The organism is Geobacillus sp. Y412MC52, from assembly GCF_000174795.2.
GTDB classification, from domain to species: Bacteria; Bacillota; Bacilli; order Bacillales; family Anoxybacillaceae; genus Geobacillus; species Geobacillus thermoleovorans.
The window spans coordinates 3,312,695-3,335,529 of record NC_014915.1; the positions used below are offsets into that span (position 1 = coordinate 3,312,695).

General features: G+C 51.7%; 15 protein-coding genes. 3 read left to right on the forward strand and 12 right to left on the reverse strand.

The window, feature by feature from the left end; genetic code table 11:
- Positions 1–4 precede the first annotated feature (4 nt).
- From GYMC52_RS16450 to GYMC52_RS16465, 4 genes are all read right to left on the reverse strand, one after another.
- Positions 5–1,018, reverse strand: a complete 1,014-nt coding sequence (locus GYMC52_RS16450) for a Gfo/Idh/MocA family protein (protein ID WP_013524681.1) — start codon at positions 1,016–1,018, stop codon at positions 5–7.
- Positions 1,015–1,752 (reverse strand): LPS biosynthesis protein, encoded by a 738-nt coding sequence (locus GYMC52_RS16455; RefSeq protein WP_013524682.1) that lies wholly within the window; start codon positions 1,750–1,752, stop codon positions 1,015–1,017. The genes GYMC52_RS16450 and GYMC52_RS16455 overlap by 4 nt, the downstream gene beginning before the upstream one ends.
- Before the next feature lie 118 nt (positions 1,753–1,870).
- Positions 1,871–2,989, reverse strand: a complete 1,119-nt coding sequence (locus tag GYMC52_RS16460) for a DegT/DnrJ/EryC1/StrS family aminotransferase (RefSeq protein ID WP_013524683.1) — start codon at positions 2,987–2,989, stop codon at positions 1,871–1,873.
- Positions 2,990–3,223: 234 nt separating this feature from the next.
- On the reverse strand, positions 3,224–4,306 hold the full coding sequence (locus tag GYMC52_RS16465; protein ID WP_013524684.1) for a glycosyltransferase family 4 protein: 1,083 nt from the start codon (positions 4,304–4,306) through the stop codon (positions 3,224–3,226).
- Positions 4,307–4,574: 268 nt separating this feature from the next.
- Here GYMC52_RS16465 and secA2 point away from each other — a divergent pair, with 268 nt between their 5' ends.
- Positions 4,575–6,968 carry an accessory Sec system translocase SecA2 gene (secA2, locus tag GYMC52_RS16470; RefSeq protein WP_013524685.1) on the forward strand — a complete coding sequence of 798 codons (2,394 nt, stop codon included), beginning with the start codon at positions 4,575–4,577 and terminating at the stop codon, positions 6,966–6,968.
- 38 nt (positions 6,969–7,006) lie between these two features.
- On the forward strand, positions 7,007–7,900 hold the full coding sequence (locus GYMC52_RS16475) for an accessory Sec system S-layer assembly protein (RefSeq protein ID WP_013524686.1): 894 nt from the start codon (positions 7,007–7,009) through the stop codon (positions 7,898–7,900).
- Positions 7,901–8,073: 173 nt separating this feature from the next.
- On the opposite strand, the gene GYMC52_RS16480 is transcribed toward GYMC52_RS16475, so the two are convergent.
- From GYMC52_RS16480 to GYMC52_RS16500, 5 genes are all read right to left on the reverse strand, one after another.
- Positions 8,074–9,486, reverse strand: coding sequence for a S41 family peptidase (locus GYMC52_RS16480; RefSeq protein WP_013524687.1), 1,413 nt, complete (start codon positions 9,484–9,486; stop codon positions 8,074–8,076).
- Positions 9,487–9,517: 31 nt separating this feature from the next.
- Positions 9,518–10,258 (reverse strand): hypothetical protein, encoded by a 741-nt coding sequence (locus GYMC52_RS16485; protein ID WP_013524688.1) that lies wholly within the window; start codon positions 10,256–10,258, stop codon positions 9,518–9,520.
- 163 nt (positions 10,259–10,421) lie between these two features.
- Positions 10,422–10,823 (reverse strand): hypothetical protein, encoded by a 402-nt coding sequence (locus tag GYMC52_RS16490; RefSeq protein ID WP_013524689.1) that lies wholly within the window; start codon positions 10,821–10,823, stop codon positions 10,422–10,424.
- A gap of 183 nt (positions 10,824–11,006) precedes the next feature.
- Positions 11,007–12,965, reverse strand: coding sequence for a phosphodiester glycosidase family protein (locus GYMC52_RS16495; RefSeq protein ID WP_013524690.1), 1,959 nt, complete (start codon positions 12,963–12,965; stop codon positions 11,007–11,009).
- A 156-nt stretch (positions 12,966–13,121) separates the two neighbouring features.
- Positions 13,122–14,354 (reverse strand): CAP domain-containing protein, encoded by a 1,233-nt coding sequence (locus tag GYMC52_RS16500; RefSeq protein WP_013524691.1) that lies wholly within the window; start codon positions 14,352–14,354, stop codon positions 13,122–13,124.
- A gap of 221 nt (positions 14,355–14,575) precedes the next feature.
- Here GYMC52_RS16500 and GYMC52_RS16505 point away from each other — a divergent pair, with 221 nt between their 5' ends.
- Positions 14,576–15,319 carry a hypothetical protein gene (locus GYMC52_RS16505; protein WP_013524692.1) on the forward strand — a complete coding sequence of 248 codons (744 nt, stop codon included), beginning with the start codon at positions 14,576–14,578 and terminating at the stop codon, positions 15,317–15,319.
- Positions 15,320–16,075: 756 nt separating this feature from the next.
- On the opposite strand, the gene GYMC52_RS16510 is transcribed toward GYMC52_RS16505, so the two are convergent.
- The 3 genes from GYMC52_RS16510 to GYMC52_RS16520 all read right to left on the reverse strand — a co-directional run bounded on the left by GYMC52_RS16510 (position 16,076) and on the right by GYMC52_RS16520 (position 22,740).
- Positions 16,076–16,987, reverse strand: coding sequence for a nucleotidyl transferase AbiEii/AbiGii toxin family protein (locus tag GYMC52_RS16510; RefSeq protein ID WP_013524693.1), 912 nt, complete (start codon positions 16,985–16,987; stop codon positions 16,076–16,078).
- The gene (locus tag GYMC52_RS16515) at positions 16,987–17,595 is read right to left on the reverse strand and encodes a type IV toxin-antitoxin system AbiEi family antitoxin domain-containing protein (RefSeq protein ID WP_013524694.1); all 609 of its coding nucleotides are present in this window, start codon (positions 17,593–17,595) and stop codon (positions 16,987–16,989) included. Before GYMC52_RS16515 ends, GYMC52_RS16510 begins: the two co-directional genes overlap by 1 nt.
- 213 nt (positions 17,596–17,808) lie before the next feature.
- Positions 17,809–22,740 carry an alpha-amylase family glycosyl hydrolase gene (locus tag GYMC52_RS16520; RefSeq protein WP_015731739.1) on the reverse strand — a complete coding sequence of 1,644 codons (4,932 nt, stop codon included), beginning with the start codon at positions 22,738–22,740 and terminating at the stop codon, positions 17,809–17,811.
- Positions 22,741–22,835 lie beyond the last annotated feature (95 nt).

Here is a 22,835-nt window from a genome sequence, read left to right on the forward strand (position 1 = left end):
CTTTCTACTCAGATAGTTGCACTCTTGTCCCCGTTTCCGCCGAACGCAAAATCGCTTCGATCAGCCGAACAGGAGCCAATCCGTCCAAACCCGTGACGATCGGCTCGCGGTCTTCGCGAATCGCTTGCACCATATCTTCAATGATCCATTGGTGCCCCGGCTTGCCAAACGGGTCGGCGTTGATCTCATCGATGAGCTTTGCCCGTTCTTCCTCGCTGACGCCTTCCGCTTCCCACGTTTCGATAAAGTTGGCCGTCCGGCCGCCGATTTTCACCGATGCCGTTTCGCCGAAAATGGCGATCGATTCCTCCAAGTTTTGCGGATAAATCGTCGTCGCTGCCTCAATGACGCCAAGCGCCCCGCTTTCAAACTCGACGACCGCCGCCGCGACGTCTTCCGTCTCAATCTTGCGCAGCCTTGTCGCCGCCATCGCTTGCACCGCCTTGACCGGCCCCATCAGCCAAAGCAGCAAATCCAAATTGTGAATGGCTTGATTCATCAAGACGCCGCCGTCAAACTCTTTCGTCCCCCGCCACGCCGCCTGATCATAATAGGCTTGATTTCGATTCCAGCGCACCGTGGCGTTCGCATGGCTCAGTTTTCCGAACATCCCGCGCTCCATCGCCTCTTTCAGCTTCCGAATCGCCGGACGGAAGCGGTTCGGATGAACGACCGCGAGCTTCACGTCGTATTCTTTCGCCGCGCGGATCATCTCTTCGGCGTCGCTCACACGGAGCGCCATCGGTTTTTCCACAATGATATGACGGCGATAGCGGGCCGCCAGCTTGGCCAGCCGCGCGTGCAATCCAGACGGAACACAAATGTTGACGACATCGATCTGTTCGTTCTCCTTCAACATCGTCTCCATATCAGTGTAAACAGGAACATCCGACACGTCGCGCAAACGTTCCGGATTCGTGTCGCACACGGCCGCCAGCTCGGCGCCGTCCGCCTTTTCAATGGCATCGATATGTTTTTTGGCGATATGCCCCATGCCGACAATGGCAAAACGGATCATGAAGAATAGTACCTCCTCGCGTCCAATATATACTTCCAAAGCGCGAGCCAAACGACCGTCAAAAACAGGCCGAGGACAAGGCCGACGGCCATCAGCTGCCCCGTATACGTTTTCGATTTCGCCACCGCTTCCGACAATACGGCCGGTTTTTCGTAAAAGACAAGATTGCCGCGGATGCGATTGACACGCTCCATCACTTCAGTCAAGTTGTTTTCCGACTCAACCAACAAGTCGCTGATGTCATGGAGCTGTTCTGGATTCAAGCGGCCCGACTGTATTTGTTCGCTATAATAATCGACTTTTTGCTGCAATGCGCGCTCCCGTTCTTCCAGCGCATGCAAGTATTTCGTGGTGACATCAATCCGCTCTTGCGAATGGCGCTTGAGCTCCTGGCTGTATTCCGACACAACAAGCTTCAATTCTCGACTCACATCTTGTTCATCGTCGCCTTTGACAGTGATTTGCACGTACTGTTCCTCAGGAACGACGACATCCAAGTTTTTCACCTCAGGAAACTTCGCTTCTATATTTTTCGGATCCGTCAACTCTTTTACGTCAATCGATCCGGTAAACACGACAGCTTTCCCCGTATACTTCTCCCCCTGCAGCAAAAGCCGCCCTGCGATGACGGTCAAAACGATCGTCGCAAGCGGAACGACAAGAAACCACCATTTTCGCTGCCAAAAAAAGCGCAAATATTCGTATAGCACAAACGGTCGTTTTTCCGCCGTCAATCCGGCCACCATCCCTTATCATAAAATAACAAAGTGTTGTGAACAAAACAAATGATCCAACGCCAAAGAAAACGCCATTGCTGTGCGCAAGTGACGTTTCCTTTGGCCGGTTGGACGATCAAGCAAAATGACGGTAAAATTCCGCAATTTTCTCCACGACGTACTGTTGCTGCTCCTCTTTCAGCTCTGGGAACATCGGCAGCGACAGCGCTTCTTTCGCCGCTTTTTCCGCCTCCGGCAACTGCCCTTCCTTATACCCGAGCGAAGCAAACACCGGCTGCAAATGCAGCGGCAGCGGATAGTACACCATCGTCGCGATCCCCTGTTCTTTCAAAAACGCTTGCAGCTCGTCGCGCTTCGGCGCTCGAATCGTGTATTGATGGAACACATGATAGCGCCCGTCGACTTCTTTCGGCGTCACAACAAGGTCGCCGACCGCCTCCTCGAGCAGGCGCGTATACGTCGCCGCATGCTTGCGCCGCTGTTCCGTCCACCGATCCAGATGCGGGAATTTGACGCTTAAAATCGCCGCTTGCATCTCATCGAGGCGGCTGTTGTAGCCAAGTACATGATGGTAATATTTCGGCTTGCTGCCATGAACGCGGATGACCCGGCATTTTTCCGCCAGTTCGTCATCATTCGTAATGATCATGCCGCCATCCCCGTAGGCGCCCAAGTTTTTCGTCGGGAAGAAGCTGTACGTCGCCGCCGTCCCAAGCTCGCCAACGCATTTCCCGTTGTATTTCGCGCCGATCGCCTGGGCGGCGTCCTCAATGACCGCCAATCCGTGCCGCTTGGCAATCGCGGCAATCGCCTCCATATCCGCCATTTGCCCGTACAAATGCACCGGGATGATGGCTTTCGTCTTCTCCGTCACCGCCGCTTCAATTTGCGCTGGATCGATGTTGAACGTCACCGGATCGATATCGACAAACACCGGTTTGGCGCCGGCCCGCACAATCGATCCTGCCGTCGCGAAAAAGGTGAACGCCGTCGTGATGACTTCATCGCCCGGCCCGACGCCGGCCGCTTGCAAAGCAATATGTATCGCATCGCTTCCGTTGCCGCAGCCGATCCCATGTCTAGCCCGGCTGTAGGCGGCAATATCTGCTTCTAGCTTTTTGACATAATCCCCTAAAATAAAGCGGGAGGAGCGCATCACTTCATCCAATACGCGCATGATCTCCGGCTTCAATTGTTCATACTGTTCGCTTAAATCCAACATTGGCACATTCATCGCAAGTTCCTCCAAATCCAAAAAATATATAGAATAAACATGTTTAGTTTATCACATTTGCGTCAATATATAATGACAGTTTTGTGGCAATCTTGGCCTTGCCGCCAAAAAATCAGCGAAGGAACGGCAGAAGCTGCATAAACAACGAAAAACAAGGGTATAATTTTCCAAAGACGGGCAATTCCTGAAAAAAGCCGTTTGTCCCTTTCATGACACAAACGGCCCATTTGCTATTTATCGGTCATTTCCGTATACTTTTCGGCTTCCCCGAAGCAGCTTGCGAATAAAGGTCATAAACGGCTTGTACTGATCATTGACCAAGCCGATCAGTTCAGCAAGCAGTTCCCCGAAGACGATCAAGGCAAAGACAATAAGAATGGACTGCCATAACGTCGAGGCGGAGAACAAAATCGCGCTGATGGCAAACATCAAGCCAAATGCATAAATGAGCAGCACCGTGTTGCGATGCGAAAAGCCAAGGGCCAGCAGCCGATGATGAAGATGCGACTTATCCGGCGCCGAGATCGGCTTTTTATTCACAATGCGGCGAATAATGGCAAATGTCGTATCGAAAATCGGCACACCCAAAATGATCACCGGAACGACGAAGCTGAAGAGCGTCACGCTTTTGTAAAGTCCTAGCACCGACAGGACGGAAATCGCATATCCTAAAAACAACGCGCCGGTATCCCCCATGAAAATTTTCGCCGGGTGGAAGTTGTAAAACAAGAAAGCGATGACGCTGCCTAAGATGATCAAGCAGAGCGTGAAAATGAGCATTTTGCCCGCCATGCCCGCCATGACGGCAATGGCCGCAATCCCAATGGCGGAAATGCCCGCGGACAATCCATCCAATCCATCGATCAAGTTGATGGCGTTCGTAATCGCGACAATCCAAAATATCGTGATCGGGTAGCTCCACAGCCCCAACTCAAACGTACCGACAAACGGAACGGTCAAAAGATCGACCTTCAGCCCGGAAGCAACAACGACGAACGCCGCCAGCAGCTGGCCGGCCAGCTTCACTTTTGGCGACAGCTCGTACAAATCGTCGAGCATCCCGACGAGCACGATGATGATGGCGCCGACCGTCATCCCCGTCACTTGCTCTTTATACACCCCGCCGACAAAATAGCCGACGGCGACACCGATAAAAATGGCCAATCCGCCAAGCCTTGGCATGACTTTTGTATGCACTTTTCTCCCGTTCGGCCGATCGACCGCGCCAATTTTGACCGCGAGCTTGATCACGAACGGGGTGATGACCAATACTGTGATAAACGAAGCCAAACATGCGGCAAATGCTTCCATATTCATGTGCAATCACCTTGGCCTTATAAAATCGCGGAAACACACATCATCTTTATGTTACCATATACGATGAGTAAATCAATCTTTTTTTACACCCCTTTTTTGTCCCCAAGGATGGAAAATTTCTTTTTCCCTTGCCGCGAGAAGCTCGAGCGCCAATCCGGCGAACGATTCCACATTTTACATCCTCCCTCCACAGGAAACATCTTGTGCTATAATTAGGTTTTAGAGCACTTGGTGTGAATCATGCCTGTCTAGGAGAGGAATGGGACATATGTTTGCAAAAGTAAAGCAACTATTTGACGAAAGCGCGCGAGAAGTGCAGCGTCTTGCCAAGCTGGCGGCGCAAATCAATGAATGGGAACCAACCATTTCTTCGCTGAGCGATGAACAACTGCGCCAAAAAACGGTTGCCTTCAAAGAACGGCTCGAACGCGGTGAGACGCTCGATGACATAAAAACCGAGGCGTTTGCCGTCGTCCGGGAGGCGGCGCGGCGCGTGCTCGGTCTGCGCCATTACGACGTGCAACTGATGGGCGGATTGGCGATGCATGAAGGAAACATCGCCGAAATGCAGACCGGGGAAGGAAAGACATTGGCGGCCACTTTGCCAAGCTACTTGCACGCCCTCCTTGGAAAAGGCGTCCACATTATTACGGCCAACGAATATTTGGCGCGCCGGGACTGCGAACAAATGGGCCGTGTGTTCCGCTTTCTCGGCTTAACCGTCGGCCTGAATGTGTCGCAAATGACGGCCAGCGAGAAAAAAGAAGCGTACGCGGCCGACATCACGTACGGCACCGGCACCGAGTTCGGCTTTGATTATTTGCGCGACAACATGGTGTACCGCCTCGAAGATAAAGTGCAGCGCCCGCTGTATTACGCCATCATCGATGAAATCGACAGCATTTTAATCGACGAAGCGCGCACCCCGCTCATCATCGCCAATAAATCGGGAATCGGAGCCGAATTGTTCCCGATTATGGCGCGCATCGTCCGCACCTTTGAAGAAGGAAAAGAGTATGAACGGTCCCCGGAGACGAAACAAATTTTCCTCACCGAAGAAGGGGCGCAAAAAATCGAGCGGGCGTTTGGCATCGACAATCTATACGACTGGGAGCATCACGTGCTGCTCCATCACGCGATGCAGTCGCTGCGCGCTTGGTTTATCATGCGGCGGGATGTCGATTACATCGTCAAAAACGGCAAAGTGATGATCGTTGACCCGTTCACCGGCCGGGTGATGGAAGGGCGCTCGTTCAGCGACGGCCTGCATCAAGCCATTGAAGCGAAAGAAGGTGTGGAAATCACCGAAGAAAACGACATCCAAGCAACGATTACGATCCAAAACTATTTTCGCATGTATGAGAAGCTAGCCGGGATGACCGGCAGCGCTACGCCGTCGAAAGAAGAATTTTGGCAAACGTACCGGCTGCGCGTTATTACGATTCCGACCAACCGGCCATCCCGCCGCACCGACTGGGACGACCTCGTCTACCAGACGTACGAGGCGAAAGTACGGAAAATTATTGACGAAGTGAAAAAAATGAATGCCATCGGCCGTCCCGTTCTCATCGGCACGACATCGGTCGCACAGTCGGAACGGTTGTCAGAAGCGTTTTCGAAAGCAGGCATCCCTCACCACCTGCTCAATGCCAAAACGGAGGAAGAAGAAGCGCGCATCATCGCGACCGCTGGGCAAAAAGGGCAAGTGATGATCGCAACCAATATGGCCGGGCGCGGGACCGACATTTTGCTTGGAGAAGGCGTCAAGGAACTTGGCGGGCTGCACATCATCGGCACAGAGCGGCATGAAAGCCATCGCATTGATATGCAGCTGCGCGGCCGGGCAGGACGCCAAGGGGATCCGGGGTCTTCCCAGTTTATCATTTCGCTCGACGACGATTTATTCCGCTTGTATGATCAAGATGAATTGAAAAAATGGAAAAGCAAAGTCGAGACGGATGAAACCGGACGCATCGTGTCGCCCGACCCGATCAAGTTCGTCCAAAAAGTGCAAACAACGATCGAAAACGCCCATTATTCGGCGCGATTGCATTTATTGAAATTGGACACCGTGATCGACCAACAAAGCAAAGTCATCTACCATATGCGCGACCGCGTTTTGGCGCTGAAGCAAGCAGAGGTGCTGTCCGAGCTCCTTCGACACATTCAGCGTTATATCACGCAAACGATCGACCGTTATTGTCCAGAAAACGTCTTTTTTGAAGAGTGGAACATCGAAGGACTGCACAACGAGCTGCGCCGTGCCTTTTTCCAGTTTGTCTATCCGATTGATGATCTTCGCCATAAGCAAAAAGAAGAAATCGCCCAACTTGTTTGGGACGAATACAAATCGCTTGAAGCGGCGCTCACCGATCTTCCGTGCGACGAAGAACAAACGATGCGGCTTAAGCATTTGATGGTCGAAACCATCGACGCCCACTGGATTCGCCACTTAAATCAACTGAATTTATTGAAAGAGGGGATTCATTTGCGCAGCTACGGCCAAGAGGATCCGTACCGCGCCTTTGAAATGGACGCCTACCGCGAATTCGTCGCGCTGCAGCAAGCGATCGACGCCGGCATTTGCACCACAGCCATGAACTATTTGAAAAGCCAGTTTGTCATCGATGACGAAGCGGCCGCCGCCGCGAACGAACCATAACCGCGGCGCAGCACGCCGCCTCGTAAAGGAGGTTCCCTATGATTTTCCGACGAAAACAACGCACGCAACCGGAGGCCGAGCTGCCGGCGCAGCATGTCGAACAGCCGGGGGGCGGAACGAAAACGACGCTGTCGTTTCATCCGGACTGGCAGCTGTCTCCAGAGGAAACGTACGTCTATCGCTTTTACCACGAACAGCTGCCGCCGCTTCAGCCAAACCAAATTTCCATTTCCGGCGTCAAGCTGGTCGAATACAACGATGGGTTTGTCGCTGTCGCCATTTTGCGCAACACGCTGCCGAAGCCGGTTCGCTTTGAACGAATCCGGCTGTTGCTGCTTGACGAGGATGGCACGGCGATCGCCCGCAAAGAGTTTGATATGAGCGCCTTCGGCGAGCTGCCGCCGATGACGGCCCGCCCGTGGCGGTTTTTGTTCGCCGCCGAGGACAAGCTCGTCGATCAGTTGCCTGCAGATGGATGGAAGATCGCCTTTGAACTGACATCGCGGCATCGGCTCGACCTAGAGGAAAGCTGGGAGCAGGCGCTGTCGGCCAAGCAGCGCCAACAGCTGCAAGCCCTCGTTGACTCGGTTCCGCCTCCCGCTCCCGGGGAGGTGAACTTCATGGGCATTGAAGCGAAACAGCTGCCTTCCGGTGAACTAGCCGTCACGTTGCTCATTCGCAACGGCAGCGACAAACATATCCATTTTGAACAAATCCCGCTTGAAGTGCGGGATCATGCTGGCGACATGGTCGCCCGCGGATTATTTCCGTGCCATCTGGAAGTGAAAGCCCACACCAGCAAACCATGGACGTTCCTCTTCCCACCGGAATTGCTGCACAAAGCAGAACCGGATTGGACGTCCTGGAAGGTGACAATCCCATCCTCCCCGGCACAGAGCGAAAAGCAAGAAACGCCGTCAAGCGACGAGTAACCTGCAAAAAGCTGGCCCCCATGGTCGCCAAACGACCGATGGAGGCCAGCTTTCTTTGCATCGTTCCGTTCAAAACGACCGCGCTCCCGTTGTCAGCCGAGCCTTAGTCGAAGCAGCCGAACTTTGCACCATCAAGAGCAGACGGCTATCCAACGCATCTGGACGGGAGGGCCTTATTTCGTAGAAGCAGCGGTTTGAATCTCCATGTAAGCGCCTTTTTTCATCGCCACACCGTCTTTGCTTTTTAACACCGGCGGAATGACCAATAAATAGCTCTGCCCTTTGGCCAGCTTCGCTGCCGGTTTGATCAAAAGCTCCGTCCCCCGACGGATTTGCGCCGTCACCGCCGCTTCCTGTCCGCCTAATTGATACAATTTTACTCCGCTTACCGCGGTATTGGCGAGCGGACGAGAGAAGCGGACGACAAACGTCTTATCGACCGGCGCATTGCGCAGCTTGCCGAGCGACTGATACCCTTTCAGCTGGCCAATCAGCAAATCGCGGTGAGCGGCATACAGCTCTTTACCGACAACCGTCGGCACATCCGGCTTCACCCCAACGTGATGAATCGGCGTCCCTTTTGGCGAGAAAAAGTGGGCGACGGTCAACTTCAACATGCTGCCGTCCGACAGCTCAAACATTTCCTGCATCGATCCTTTGCCAAACGTCCGTTGCCCATACAAAACGGCCGCCTTTTGCTCCTTCACCGCCGCCGCCAACATTTCCGATGCGCTCGCGCTCGACGCGTTGACAAGCAGCCGGATCGGACCCGCCATTTGCACCGGCTGTTTGACAGCGGCATACACTTCTGGGTGATTCGAACGGTCGCGCAACTGAAACGCCTGTTTCACATTCGGGAAAAAGCCGGCGATTTGCTGCGCCGTTTCCACATATCCCCCCGGATTGTCGCGGAGGTCAAAAATCCACCCTTTCACCCCGCTTAACGAGCGAATGGCGCGTTCGATCTCACCAGGCGCTGTCTCATCAAAACTATATAGCTGAATATAGCCGATATTCCCTGCCAGCCGTTTGAACTCAACGTTCGGCCAGTCGATTTTTTCCCGCTTGATGGTGACGCTGACGGTTTCCTCGGTCGACGGCCGCCAAACGGTTACGGCCACCGTCGTTCCTTCTTCCCCTGCAATCAAGCTCAATACTTTTTCCATTGTCTCATTCGTTACCGGCTGCCCGTCAACAGCCTGAATCACATCGCCCGGCTGCAGTCCGGCGCGGGCGGCTGGCCCATTGTCCAAGACAGACATGATGTGGACGCCGTCCTCATCTTCCTCAATCATCACGCCGATGCCGACAGACTCCATATCGATCCACTTCAAAAACTCCTCGTATTCTTCCTTTGTCATATAGGCAGAATACGGGTCAAGCTGTTTGACAATATCTTGCGGGGTGCTGGCTTTCAACACTCGATCGCTTACGGGTTCAACATAATACTGACGAACCAACTCCCGCACTTCTTCGAGCACCTTCGTTGACGCCGGAGCCGTCGCCGCCTCCGCCGGCGGACTCCAAACCGAAAATGAAGCCGCAAGCAACATAAGAGCCGCCGCCCATCGCTGAATCACATTCATATCCGTCTCTCCTCTCCCGACATGCGCCGGTTTATTCGATATCGACATCTAAGACAACCGGCGCTTTAAAATCATCGATATACACCGCCAGCTGCTTGCGCGTCGCCGCATCCACCACGTTTGGCAGCCACCGGTCGCAAAGCGACAGCAACCGCTCCGCCCGCGCGATATCCCCTTCATCATACGCATCAAGCAGCTTGTCCATGGCTTTCATAATATTGATGGGATAATAGGCACGCAGCTTGACAGACAAAGCCGGGCGTTGAAACCATCCTTCCATCTTTTCGCGCAGCGACGCTCCCGGAACGCGGCCGATGAGAATCGCTGTTTTGCGCATTTGATATTCCAGCGGACCATAGGAATCGTACACAACATCCACATCCCCCGTCCGCAGCGCCCGGTCGACGTTGGCCGTCAAGGCGCGCAATCGCTCCCCGCTTTCGACCGCGCTGATATAGGCGGAAGCCTTTTTCATCGTCTGTTCTCCGGCCGCGATCCGTTTTTCCAACTGCGCCCTTGCCGTTTGTGGACGCACGCGCGCCACTTCTTTTTTTGCCGCCTCATAATCGCGTTTGACTTGGTTGAAGAGACGGTACGGCTTGGACCATTGATCCGCTTTCATCGCCCGCTCAAGCTGGGCGGCATGCTGTTCAAGCCGCTCCACACTTGGGAACGGGGCCGCTTCCGCCTGAACAGCCAACAGCGAAAACGACAACCAAAACACCGCCAGCCATCCGATGATGGAAAATGCTTTTCTCCGTTTTCTCCTCACACTTTCACCTGCTATCTATGAAAATAGTAAACATGTATTTCAATTTTACTGGAAAAGAAACAAAATGAAAATATGTTCTGAAAAAAATCGAACTTAAGCCCTTCAAAGCATAAAATAAGGCCGACTCTTCAGCCACCTTTTTGACTGTCAGAGCCAGCCTTGATCAACGAAAGTCCGGCCAATGGGTTTGCTGCTTGTCGCCGTCGATTTTGCTCAGCGTCCGGTAGCGAAACGGAACGATTTCCTGCTCTGGCTTGCCAAGAAACTCTTTCGCCCATTCGAACGGAATCAAATCGAACTGCTCCTTGTTTTCAGCGATAAAATAGACGCCGACGACTCTTCCTTGTTGATTGAGGTCAATTGTCAAAAAAGCCGGGTAATACGTGCCGTCTTGCGCCCGCAGCACCGCTTTGGCCGTCACCCGGCCGTCCCCTTCGTCTTCCACATCCGGATTGGCGATTCGCTCCAACACTTTGATCGCCCATCCTTGTTTTTTATATCCTCCGACCAGCTTCGGCGGATTTTTCCGCAACTGCTCCAACAACGTTTGCTCGTCCATCGTCAAACTTTTGCCTCCCTTGTGGTTTGCCTATCCGCCCATTTTATAATATATACAATACTTTTCAGAGAAATGCAAATGCCTAGAAGAGCAGCATGCAAGGACTTTCTCGATTTCGGAACCCCTATCGATGAGCAACATCCCTTGTTCATTCACCATCCTTCTAGGCAAGCAGGGGAGGCGAGCGCATCAGCGGAAGATGGCGCGAAGGCCGTCGATATAAATCGCTCCGGCGTTTTTCCGTCCCGCTTCCGTTTCCATATAACGCACCGGCATCTCCAGCATGAGCGGAAGCGCGACATCGCTAGGCACAGCGGCTTCGACATATTTCCAACCGATCCAATCGACATGGCGGGCAAAATCGATCCAGATGCGGCGCCCGCTTCCATCCCGCAGCTGGGCGCGCAGCCAATGGCCGCTTCCGTCTCCATACACCCACATGCCAATCGCTTGCGGCCGTTTCGAAATCCAAATCGCTTCCTCCCGACTAGCATAGACGCCGGATGTCCCTGGCATCCCGCGGAAATCATATGAAATTTTCAGCGCCTGCTTTCCTTCTCTCACCTTTTCTGTCGTCCGCTCGACCGCAGCCCCCACATAGTTGACGCCCGATGCATTCCACTTCGACTCGGCCTCAAAATCATCAAGCACTTCTTCGCTTTCCCCGTTCTCTTGCGTCTCTTTATACACAACAAGAAGCGCATTCGCCACCGGACGCGCAAATCCATCAGACGGTTTGTTTTCGACTTTGAGCTGCCCGTTTGGCTGGCGGACGACAAATGTCGAAGAACCGCCGCCATCGAGCGTCATCGCATCGACGGCGCCAAGCTCATGCATCAGCTTGGCCAGCTCATTCAATGTCATTCCTTGGCTATAGGCAGGCTGGCGGCCATCGACAACGATGAGCATGACATTTCCGTTCTTGTCAATGCCGACAGCTGTACGCGGATGGACTCCTTCAATCGAAAACGGCTGCACTTTTCCATCCGCCACCAACCGGTATCGGCCGCCGAGCGCTTCTTTCACCCCACTCCATTCGGGCTGGTCATACTGAAGGGAAATTTCCACCGCATCCCCTTCTTTCGCCTGCCGCAAATAGTCGCTCGCCCGGCCATGGCCCGATAGCACGAGCTCTCCAGGCTGGAGCGGTTCATCGCCTTGACCGACTACAACTTTCTTCACCGTTCCGGTGACCGTTCCATTCCCGTTCAACACCCCTTGTACATTCGTCAGCACGACTTCCGTCCCAAGAGCGTTCGTTTTCGTGGAAGCAGCGAAATACGGGGTGTACAAAATCAACTGATGAGCGCGCCGCGGCTTGTTGATGCCATCGACGGGATATGAGCTTCCTTGTCCAATTCGAACGCCAATTTGAACATCCGGGTTTCCAATCATCGGCTTCCCATCAGCGCTGATGCCAAAAATCGTCCGTTCCGCCGCCGGCGTCGTATTTGTTATCACAATTTCCCCACGGTGCACCATCAAATCGGTCGGCGAACCATCCTGTTTGAAATAATCGCCGTTCACCGCCGCCAGCACGATTCCGTCGCGGCCATCGTACCGTTTTGCCTGCTCAAGCACCGGTTCAATGCCAAGCACTTGATCATTGGACAGCGCCGTCTCAATGGCCATCCTCTCATTCGACGTATCGATGTCAAGCTTGTACACGTGCTGCTTGCCGCGCGCGCCGACGATTTCCATTTCCTCTTTTTCCACCCCAGAGGCGATGCGCGTCGACACCTCCTTTACCACCGTGCCGACCGCCAACTGCCTCGCTCCGTACCGCCCCGGATTGACAAGCTTCAGCTTCTCCCTCGACGGCGTTTTATACACGACATGCCCTTTGATATTGGTGACGTAATATCCACCGCCAACCCCGTATTGGCCGCCAAACGCCTCGTCATACGAATACACCCGGTACTGTTCTCCAGGCTGCAACACGCGGACAAACGTCAGCGCCCCGTTTTCCCGTTTCCATAGGTTAATCGGTTTCACGATCTCCAATTTTCCAATTTGCCCCTGCACAAGGCGCATGCCTTCCCAGTAGACGACATTCGCTCCGGCATCCGCTTCTGTCGCTTGCAGCGCCGTCCATGCGGCCAACACCGCCCCGACCCCAATGCGGATGATGTTCTTCGCTTTTCCCACTGGTCCCCTTTTCCTCTCTTTCTATCATTTTGTTGCAATCGATTCTATTATACGACAAACTTCTACAAAAAAGGGGGATCTTTTTCCATTTGTTTGGTCAAAAAAATGTCCCAGCACTGCTGGGACGCTCTTGAGAAGCGAAAGGATCATCCGCGGTCACGGAGCATAAAACTCTTGAGAGTAGTAGGGTTGATGGAATGAATTGAACGCGACCCCGACGCCAAGGCGAGTAAAGTCCGGGTATAAAAGATTTTGCCGATGCCCGAGCGAGTGCATCCACGCTTCATGGACAAAAATCGCATCGTATTGTCCGTAGGCGATGTTCTCTCCCGCCACGCGATAAGCGATGCCATGGCGCTTCAGGCGGTCAAACGGCGACAGGCCTTGCAAGTTCGTATGAGAGAAGTAGTGATGGACCGCCATATCTTCGCTATGTTCACGGGCGGCCGCCGCCGCCTTCGCATCCCACGCGAGCGCCGGAAGCCCGTGCAAGCGGCGCGCAGCGTTTGCTAAATCAAAAATTTGATATTCATAGGCCGTGCGCAGCTCCTCCGTCGCCGTTCCGTAAAACCCGGGCTTTTCATCCTCGAGCGCCCGATTGACGACAAGCACGCCATCCACTCGGTTGTTGTTGTACCGATCATAAAAGAAGGTGATGTAGCGGCCGTTGACAAGATACGTATCATATTCATCATTTTGGATGCTGTAAAGGCCATCTTTTTTTTGAATCACCGCAAGCGGCCGGCCGTAGCGCGCTTCCACCACCGTTTTCGCCGTTCCGATGCCCGTTCCTTTTTTCGTTTGGACAATCGGCTGATTCGTGTACATCGCCGCCACCCGATCACGGTCATAGCTCACCATCAAAAAGTTTTGGTAACCGCCCTGATCATACGCCTCCCAATATAGGCCGTAGGCGTTTTTTGTCTTCCGCTTCGCCTTGCCGTACATCGCTTCGACCTTGGCGCGCGAGTCGCCGATCGCCACCCCGTTCATCGTGACATCCGCCATGTTTGCCTTCGCCCGCTGCACGCATAAAGCAGCGGCCAACTTTTCTCTTGACGGCGTTTCATAGCGGACGCGGGCATCGTTCTTAATCGCATATCCTCGGCCGACCTCGAAATACCCGCCGCCTAGCGCGTACACGCGATACACCGCGCCGCTTGGCAACGTCCTGACTGCTTTGTTCGACAACCATAGCTCTGTCGGCGCTGTGACCGTCAACCGGCCGATTTGCCCGGGCTTTAGTTCAACGCCGTCCCACCACACTTTTTCCGTTCCGACAAGCTCCCCGCAATCCTCCGCCTTGACCATTGATGAACTCGGCATCCAAAGCCATCCGGCCGCAGCCAACAGCACTCCGATTGCCGCCGTCTGCACCCATTTTCTCACTTCCGTCCGCTCCTTCCTTTCTCTTTTTCTTTCATCATAGATGCCTTTCCATCAAAAGAAAAGAGAAAAAAGAATGATTTCAACGAAAAAGAGGCCGCTTTGGCGGTGCAAAGGTCAACATTTCGTCAAACAAGATTTCCAACGGACTTGGCTAAAGAGTGAAAGATAGGTTAAAATGGATCATATTATTCTTCCATCTTTGTAAGAGAGGAGCATACTTTATGAAGATCATGAAAAAATTTCTAGCCGTCTCAGCGCTAAGCGCCGGAATCCTTCTGTCGCCATTTCACGCCCACGATGCGCAAGCAAAAGTTTGGTGGAACGGCATGGAATTGGTGCAGGGACAGATCGGCAAGTTGACCGTTTTAAAAGATACCGAGCTTTATAAGTTGCAAGGAGAGAAGAAAGTTTACATAAAAACGTTAAAAGCCGGTGGAGTCTATCGCATTTACACGTTTAAACCTGGCATGTTAGGGTTGGGCGGCGGATATTATGTCGATCGCGATGCCCGGGTAAAATACGAAACGCCGTCCAAAGCAAAACTCAATCAAGTCAAAATGGAGCAACTGTTCCGCGGAGTCAAGCTCGGCATGTCCGCTTCTCAAGTCAAGAAGTTGGAAACCGCAAAATTTATCCTACAAGAAAATATAGACGGCGGCCAAGCCTGGGTCTATTCGACTTCTCTTTTCGGATATCATACGCTGCTCGTCTATGGATTTGAGAACGGAAAGCTGGCCTTCTACGGCTACTCGTTCGATGCCGGCCAGGAGTACACAAACGATCAGCTCACAGCGATTTACAACAATCTGAAACAACAGCTCATCACGCTATTTGGAAACCAGTATGAACAGTCCGATTCTGGCCAAGGCTACCCGCCTGCACTCGTATTTCACAAAGACGGCCTTGTGATTGCCCTTTCCTATGATGCGGACGGGTTGGCGGTTACGGTCACGAGTGAACAATAACGTGCAAAAAGCGAGGCTGCCCCATTCATTCGGACAGCCTCGCTTTCTTGCTTACTCCCCATTCACCAACTTCAACTTCTCCTTTGACGGCGTTTCGTAGCGAATGTGCGTGTCGATGTCTTACACGTTGTCCGTTCATCTTTGCTTATGCCGTCCAAATTGCCAATCAGCGGCCAGCCAATCCCCATGACCTCGTCGCGAGTCAACTACCCCCACTTCGCTAACGCTTGAAGTGGGGGCTTACAACTCCCCAGAAGTGCAAACGGACGTCGTCCTCCTTCCTTGACTTAGGGGTTGCATCAGGGGCAGGTTGACAACTGCCCAACGACGCAGGTCATGCCTGCATCGTTGCCGATTCTCTCGGTGTGTCTGTTGGCAGTACTTGGCTTCCACACACAACAGACAGACCTACGCTCGATGTTTGACGGTTGCAACGTTTCCTGCAACCAACTCCATCCATCGAGCAGCCGTTATGGGAGTGCCTTTATTGAACAGTTTTCTCCAGGTCTTTATTCGATCATACACAAAAGAAAGGGAGAACGCGCATTCCTCTCCCACTTACTCCTTTTGGTCGTTGAAGCGGGAGTCTCCTGCGCGAAATAGGATGAATTCGTCGTACCGCTGAAAAAAGCGGTACACGTTGATCACCGTCAGCCAGTTTTTCTTGTCTAGTTTTTGTCAGGCTCTCAGATATTACTGCTCCATTCATTTCGTCTACCCTATGCTTTTCTAATTTTTGAGCTGTTGTCTTCTTCGTTACTCCCATTTAAGAGTCCGGCTATTCCACATTTTCCAATATTCATTTTCTTTTAAAATTGAGTCATATACAGGAAAAAGAAAATCTCGAATTTTCTCCATGACGAAGGGAAACTGTAGATCTTCTTTTATACCCGTTCTTTGCAAAAATGCCTTCCACTGTTTGTTTCGGCTCTCATCTTCTGCAAAAGAAGATGAAAACACAGGATGTTCTTTTTCTAAATTCGTTCGACGTCTTTGAAAGGTTTCAAATATGGCTTCCCATAAAACACGTCCATCAAAATTCTCGGTTGATAAAAGCGTGAAAACATCATAAAAATCCTTCATTCTACTGTTGACAACAGATAGTGAGATCATCGCCTCAAACTTTTCAGCTATTACTGAATAAGTTGAGTAGACTCGAATTTCTGGGGGCTTCATATTTAATAAAGTAGGATACTGCATCTCTTGTGGTTTTGGGATCACGACATCACCAAATCCAATATCCAGTTGCAATTGCTTTTTTATTTTGCCAAGTGCTGCCGGAATTTTAATACGAATCCCTTCATAATCAGCACCCTCTTTAATTCGTTCAGCCGTAATGCCCTTTACATCAAATTCGACTCCATCTTCTTCAGCGGCTAACGCACAAATGGACTCAAACGCAGTTTTGATATATTGAATATCATTCGAAATTTGTCTGGCTAAAAAGTCAATATCTTTGGTTGGCCTAGATTTAAATTGTGTTAAGGAAAATAAAAAGAGACCGCCTTTTAGAACAAATTGATCCCGATAATGAGAAATGGAAAGTCGATATAGCAACCTTTCTTGAAAATACAACAATAAAATAAAATCAAAGGTTTTTCCGCTTTGTTTAGCAATATTCTTTAGTCTTTCTCCAACTGAAGCAGGTATATTTTTAACATGTCCCATTATAAAAGCACCTCTAAGTATTTTAATAAAACCGTCTTGATGCGCATTTTCTCAGCACATTCCACCAGTTTATTTATGTTTTTTTCAGGACTTTGTAAATAATTTCGCAAACCTTCTTTCATTAAATCGATTCCTATTTTTTCTCTGTATCGAATAATGTCGCAAATCGTTTTTTCACGATTATAAATGCTTATTTTATGGCCGCCTATTTCCACTTCTTCAATTCCATATTCAAACTGTTTTTTTGAAAAATAGAAAATTTTAATTGGCGGATAATCGGGCAAACTGGGTTTCCTTGATTTTCTTTCAATAGCAATTTGGTACTCCCACGGGTTATAAGTTGTTAACTCATAAAAAGACAATGCCGACAAAAGACAAAGAACACCATTCGGGATCACTTTTGATACTTCAACCACTTCTTCATTTTGATCATTTTCAAATGCAGCATAACGGTACAGCCCACGTTTTATCCTAATGATGTCTCCATTTTGCTCGAACTTTCGAATATAATATTTGCTCACTCCTTCTCTGGTTAAGTCTTCTGTCTTCGCAAATCCTTTTTGACGCACAAAAATATCTTTTATTATTTTGCTTACCTCTTTATTCATTCATGATCACCACTCTTTTCACCTAAACGTCGGCATTTATCATTCATTGCAAACGTTTAATATACTTATTCTCGATTACTCACAATATCCCTCTTTTTTCATCTTAATGCATTCACTTATTATTATATGCCGACCATAAGTAAAATTCCTGCCGTTATTTTCACATATAAAAGCGAGGCTGCCCCATTCATTCGGACAGCCTCTCTTTCTTGCTTACTCCCCATTCACCAACTTCAACTTCTCCTTTGACGGCGTTTCGTAGCGAATGTGCGTGTCGATGTCGGTCACGTAATACCCGCCGCCGACCGCGTACTGCCCGCCGAAGCGCGCGTCATACCCGTAGACGCGGTACACTTCCCCAGGCTGTAAGATGCGGACGAACACAAGGCGCCCATCCTTCGTCCGTTTCCATAGATTGATCGGCTTTTGCACCGTCAAGCGGCCGATTTGCCCTTTTTTCAACTCCACGCCATCCCAGTACACTTTTTTCACTTGGCCTGGAGGAGTGGTTGGCTTTCTCGGTTTCTCTTTTGGTTTCGATGGAGACGGTTTTTGCGGCGGTCTGGATGGAGGCGCTTCGTTTCCCGGTGGAGCTGTGCCGCCCGGCGGAACGCTCCCCCCAGGGGATGCGCCATCCGATGGACCACCGCTGCCCGGAGAGGTGCCGTTGCCTGGTGTTGCCCCTCCGTCATGGGACGGCGTTTCGCTTCCCGGAGAATCGCCGTTGCTTGGCGGCGTTGTCAACTTCCCTTCGCTCAATTGCTTCGTTTCTAAATTCAGCACATAATCTTTCGTGTTTTTCGCAATCGCTCCGCCGTCGTTGTTGAAAATGGCTGTTTTGCTTTCAGCCGATGGTTCAATATGAATCGACACTTCTTTTTGATGGCTGGCCGGCGCAAACGTGTACGAGAATGCCATCCGGCCATCAATCGGCACCCGCTCACCGTTGATCGTCAAAACGCCATTTTTAATGGCATTGCCCTTGATCGTCACTTGACTCCCTTGTTTTTGCACCTCTTCGATGACGACTGGCATATCGATCCAACGCAAAATGCGGTCTTGCACAATCATCGTATTGTTTCCTTCATTGTGGACCGTCACTTTCAAGTCGGTGCCAGTCGTCCCATAGCCGTAGTAGCTCACGTCATCATCGTTGTCGTCCTCACGCGTATGGTCGGCCAACCCCTCTTGATCCCACGATCCGCCTTTCACATACTTATAGGTGATCGTTTCCCCTTCCTGCACCTCGACGGTAAATTGCCAATCGGGCGTCACCGCACCGTTGCGCGACATCTCCCACGCTCCTGTGTTCCAGCCGTTCAGACTGTTCGGAATCGTAATGCGGGCATCGAGCGGCGTATAATCCGGCGCTTTCACTTTAAAAATCACCTTCACCATCACAATGTCCGGCGTCACCTTGACCGTGTTCGACTCCACAACATTGCCGGCGCGGTCATACAACTTGACAACATACGTGTACTCGGTGCCGTTTTCGACATCGTAGTCTGTAAATGAATCGCCGATCGAAGTGGTTGTATGCACGATATCACCGTTGCGCTCGATGGCTAACAAATAAGCATCTCCATCTTTTTTCCCAACAAACGTCCATGATAAATTCACTTGTCCGGATTCAACCGCAGGCTGCCGCAGCTCGATGGCGTCTGCTGGCGCTATTTGGTCGCTGCTGTCTGCCGCAAACGTCACTTGCTTCTCTGCTGTATACACCCATTCCTCGCCGAGATTGGTCGTCAGCGCATAACGATACGTATACGTCCCTGCGGCGAGCGGAGTGAAGGAAGCCCGGAACACGTTGGCGTCGCCGTCTTGTCCTTGGTAGGACGCTCTGTATTCTTTCCATGTTTCGTCATGCGGGCCTTTCACTTGCAACACCGCTTGCAACCCATCAGCTGCTCCTTTGCTTGTCACATTGTCGATGTTGACATGGACATCCACTTGCTGCGGCTTTGACAAATCCAGTGTGGCATCGCTTAACGTTGTCACGAACTGGACATTGTCGCTCGTCAGCGGGTAATGAGGAACGACGCGATTCGTTTCGACCTTCGGTGATTCATTCCCGTTTTCATCGACCGCCGCAACGGCAAAGTAATAGGCTGTTCCGTTCGTCAACGAACCGATCGTAGCCGAAGTTGTTTCCGTCTCTTGCACCATCGTATAACCGGCCCCTCTTAACGTGGACTCGTAAATTCGGTATCTCGACGCATTTCCTTCCCACGTTAACATGACACGGCCATCCGAAGGGCTCGCCTGCAAATTGCTGACTGCTGCCGGCATTTCCACCGTCACCGTCCCAAACATCATCCGTCCATCCAGGGCCGGAATCGTGACCGTCAACGTTCCGCCAGCGACCGTAGCTTTCCCGCCATCATGCAACTCATCCGTGAGCACGGTGCCGTTCGGAAGCAACGAAGCGACGTCAAGCGCCACCGTCTTGTCCTCATTGCCGCGGTTGACGGCAATGAGCGCCGCTTCACGCCCGTATTGGCGGGCAAATACGTATACATCCCCTTGTGCATACACCGTCTTGATGTCGCCATGGGCCAACAGCGATTGATGGTGCTGGCGAATGTGCCCCACTTTCTGATAATGGGACAACAGATTTTGATCTTCTTTGCCCCACGGATACGTGCGGCGGTTGTCTGGGTCTTTTGAGCCTGTTACTCCCGCTTCATCGCCGTAATAAATCGTCGGCGCTCCCGGGTATCCCATCTGCAAAATCACCGCCAGCTTGAGCCGCTTTTTCCCAAGTTCCTCATTATAATTCGGATCAAGCTCCACCCGCTCGGATGAATCCGTTCCGTTCCCAAGCAGAAAGACCGCCCGCGCCGTGTCATGCGAACCGATTAAGTTCATCAGCGCATAAAACGCTTCACTTGGGTAGTCTTCCCTTATGGCCGTCAGTCGCTTGTCCGCCTCTTCTGCATTTCCGTTTTTCAAAAAGTCAAGCACCGCCCCGCGGAACCGGTAGTTCATCACGGAATCGTACTGGTCGCCTAGAAAATATTTCGATGCGTCATCCCAAATTTCCCCTAAAATGAGCGGCTGCTCCCCCTCTTTTAACGTCGGACCGCGGTCGTACGACCCTTGAAGCAATTCTTGGCGAAACTCGCGCCAAAACGCCGGATCCACCTCATTGGCCACATCCAACCGCCAGCCGGAGGCGCCGCGGGCAATCCAGCTTTTCGCCACCGAATCCGATTCACGGAAAATGTAATTCGCGAGCGCATCGTTGTTCAATTCACTCGGATGCGGCACTTTTTCCCCCGTCACCGACTTAAACTCCGGCAGACTGTCATAGCCCCACCATGATTGGTATTGATAATGGCCATCGACTTTTTTGTTTTCAATATTGAACCAAAGGTGAAACCCATACGGGCTGAACGTCTGTCCCTCTTGTTTGAACTTCTCTTCCACTTGTTTCCGCGCTTCTTCCTCGCTCAATCCTTTTTCATTCATCAAATCGTAAACCGCTTCCCAATATTCATACGCGCCGACGGTCGGATAGCGGTGGTAGCGGTCAAAGTAAATCGAATCGTCGGATACGTGGTTGAACACCCCGTCTAAGATGAGATGCATTCCCCGGTTCGCAAGCGCCTGCACAAACGATTGGAATTCTTCCGGGGAACCGAACATCGGATCCAATTCTTTGTAATTGCTCGCATCATATTTATGGTTCGATGGTGCATTGGCGATCGGATTTAAGTAAATCGTGTTCACCCCAAGCGACTGCAAATAATCCAACTTTTGTTCAATTCCAGCGATGTCTCCGCCGAAAAAGTCATTCGACCATTCGCCGTCGCCATCGTAGCCGCTCGTTCCTTTCAGGCGCGGATTATCGGGCAAATCCGACCAATCGCGATGCTCAATCGGCTGCGCCCCGCGTGCCTGCTGCTTGCTGTTGTCATTTGAAGGGTTGCCGTTAAAGAACCGATCCGGGAAAATTTGATACACAACCGCTTCTTTCATCCAATCTGGTGTTTTGTAATTCGGATCATAGACGGTCAGCTGGAACAGCTCTGCATTTTTGTCGACCGCCCTCCCCCATTGTCCTTCTTTCGTATCTTCGCCATATTCCGCCTTCATCCCGGCATCGACAGCGATAAATTTATAACCGTATACCCCCGGCGCAGAAGGAGTAAACGCAGCCTCCCAATACTCATCATCCCCGAGCACGCCGACTTTTTCCATCGGATAGACTTTGGCGGTTCCAGTCGTCGCATTTTTCACATACACATCCGCTTTCGTCAAATCGCCTTTTTTCGCCGCAAGACGAAGCGTTACCTTCGTTCCCGCTTTCACCGCGCCAAACGGCTGGCGGTACAGCGTATCCCATGTATTGTGTTTTAATCGGTCTTTCTGAACAACACCGTCAGAGCCATTGGGGTTGTAGTCGGTGTACACCTCTTTTGTTTTCGCATTGAAGAAGAATGTAATGGTTGTCGTTTCCAAAACGGTTAAGCGTGCATTCTCTTGTGGGTAGCTCTCGTTCCAATTGTTTCCGAGCACAATTTTATATTCATACGATCCTTTCGGCACCCGCGCCGTAAACGTGTACACCGAGTCAAAATCATCATCGGTCAACAGCGCCGTCGATGTCCCTGGAGTCCATCCGTTGTTCTCCCCCTCATAGCCGATGGCCGGCAGCACCGTCCCGACAAGACGCGGCTGTTTCTCCTTCGCAATCGCCGTATACCATGTCGAATCCGCGATCGCATGCGTCCGGTCATTGTAATAAAACGTCACCTCGGTTTGCCGATCCAGCTTCAACACCAGATTTGCGCCATTGCGACCGCCGGCGCCGTAATTTTCATCCCAGCTGCCGTTGACCGCAATTTTGTACTCATAGGTCCCGGCTGGCAGCGTCCCGGTGAATGTATAAAGCCCATTCCCTTCATCATGCATCCTCGTCGCCAATGCCCCCGGATCCCATTCCGCCGTATGGCCCAACTCATCTTGCAAATTGCCGACTAGCGTGATCGTCCGTGGTTGCGAGGCCGTGGATTCGGCCGTCCACCGATGCGCTCCATTCCCTAGAGCGCTAGAACTTCCTGCCTCGTTCGCAGCGGCAACCGCCTGGAAAGGAGTCAATGCCAGCAACAACACCGATGCCAAAACCAATGATAGCATTCTCCTTGCCTTCTTGATCATCCCCCGCTCCCTTCTCCTTTGTTTGGCCAACTTCCTTCTCTCCTTTCCTTTTTATATTCTTTGTGCAATCGTTT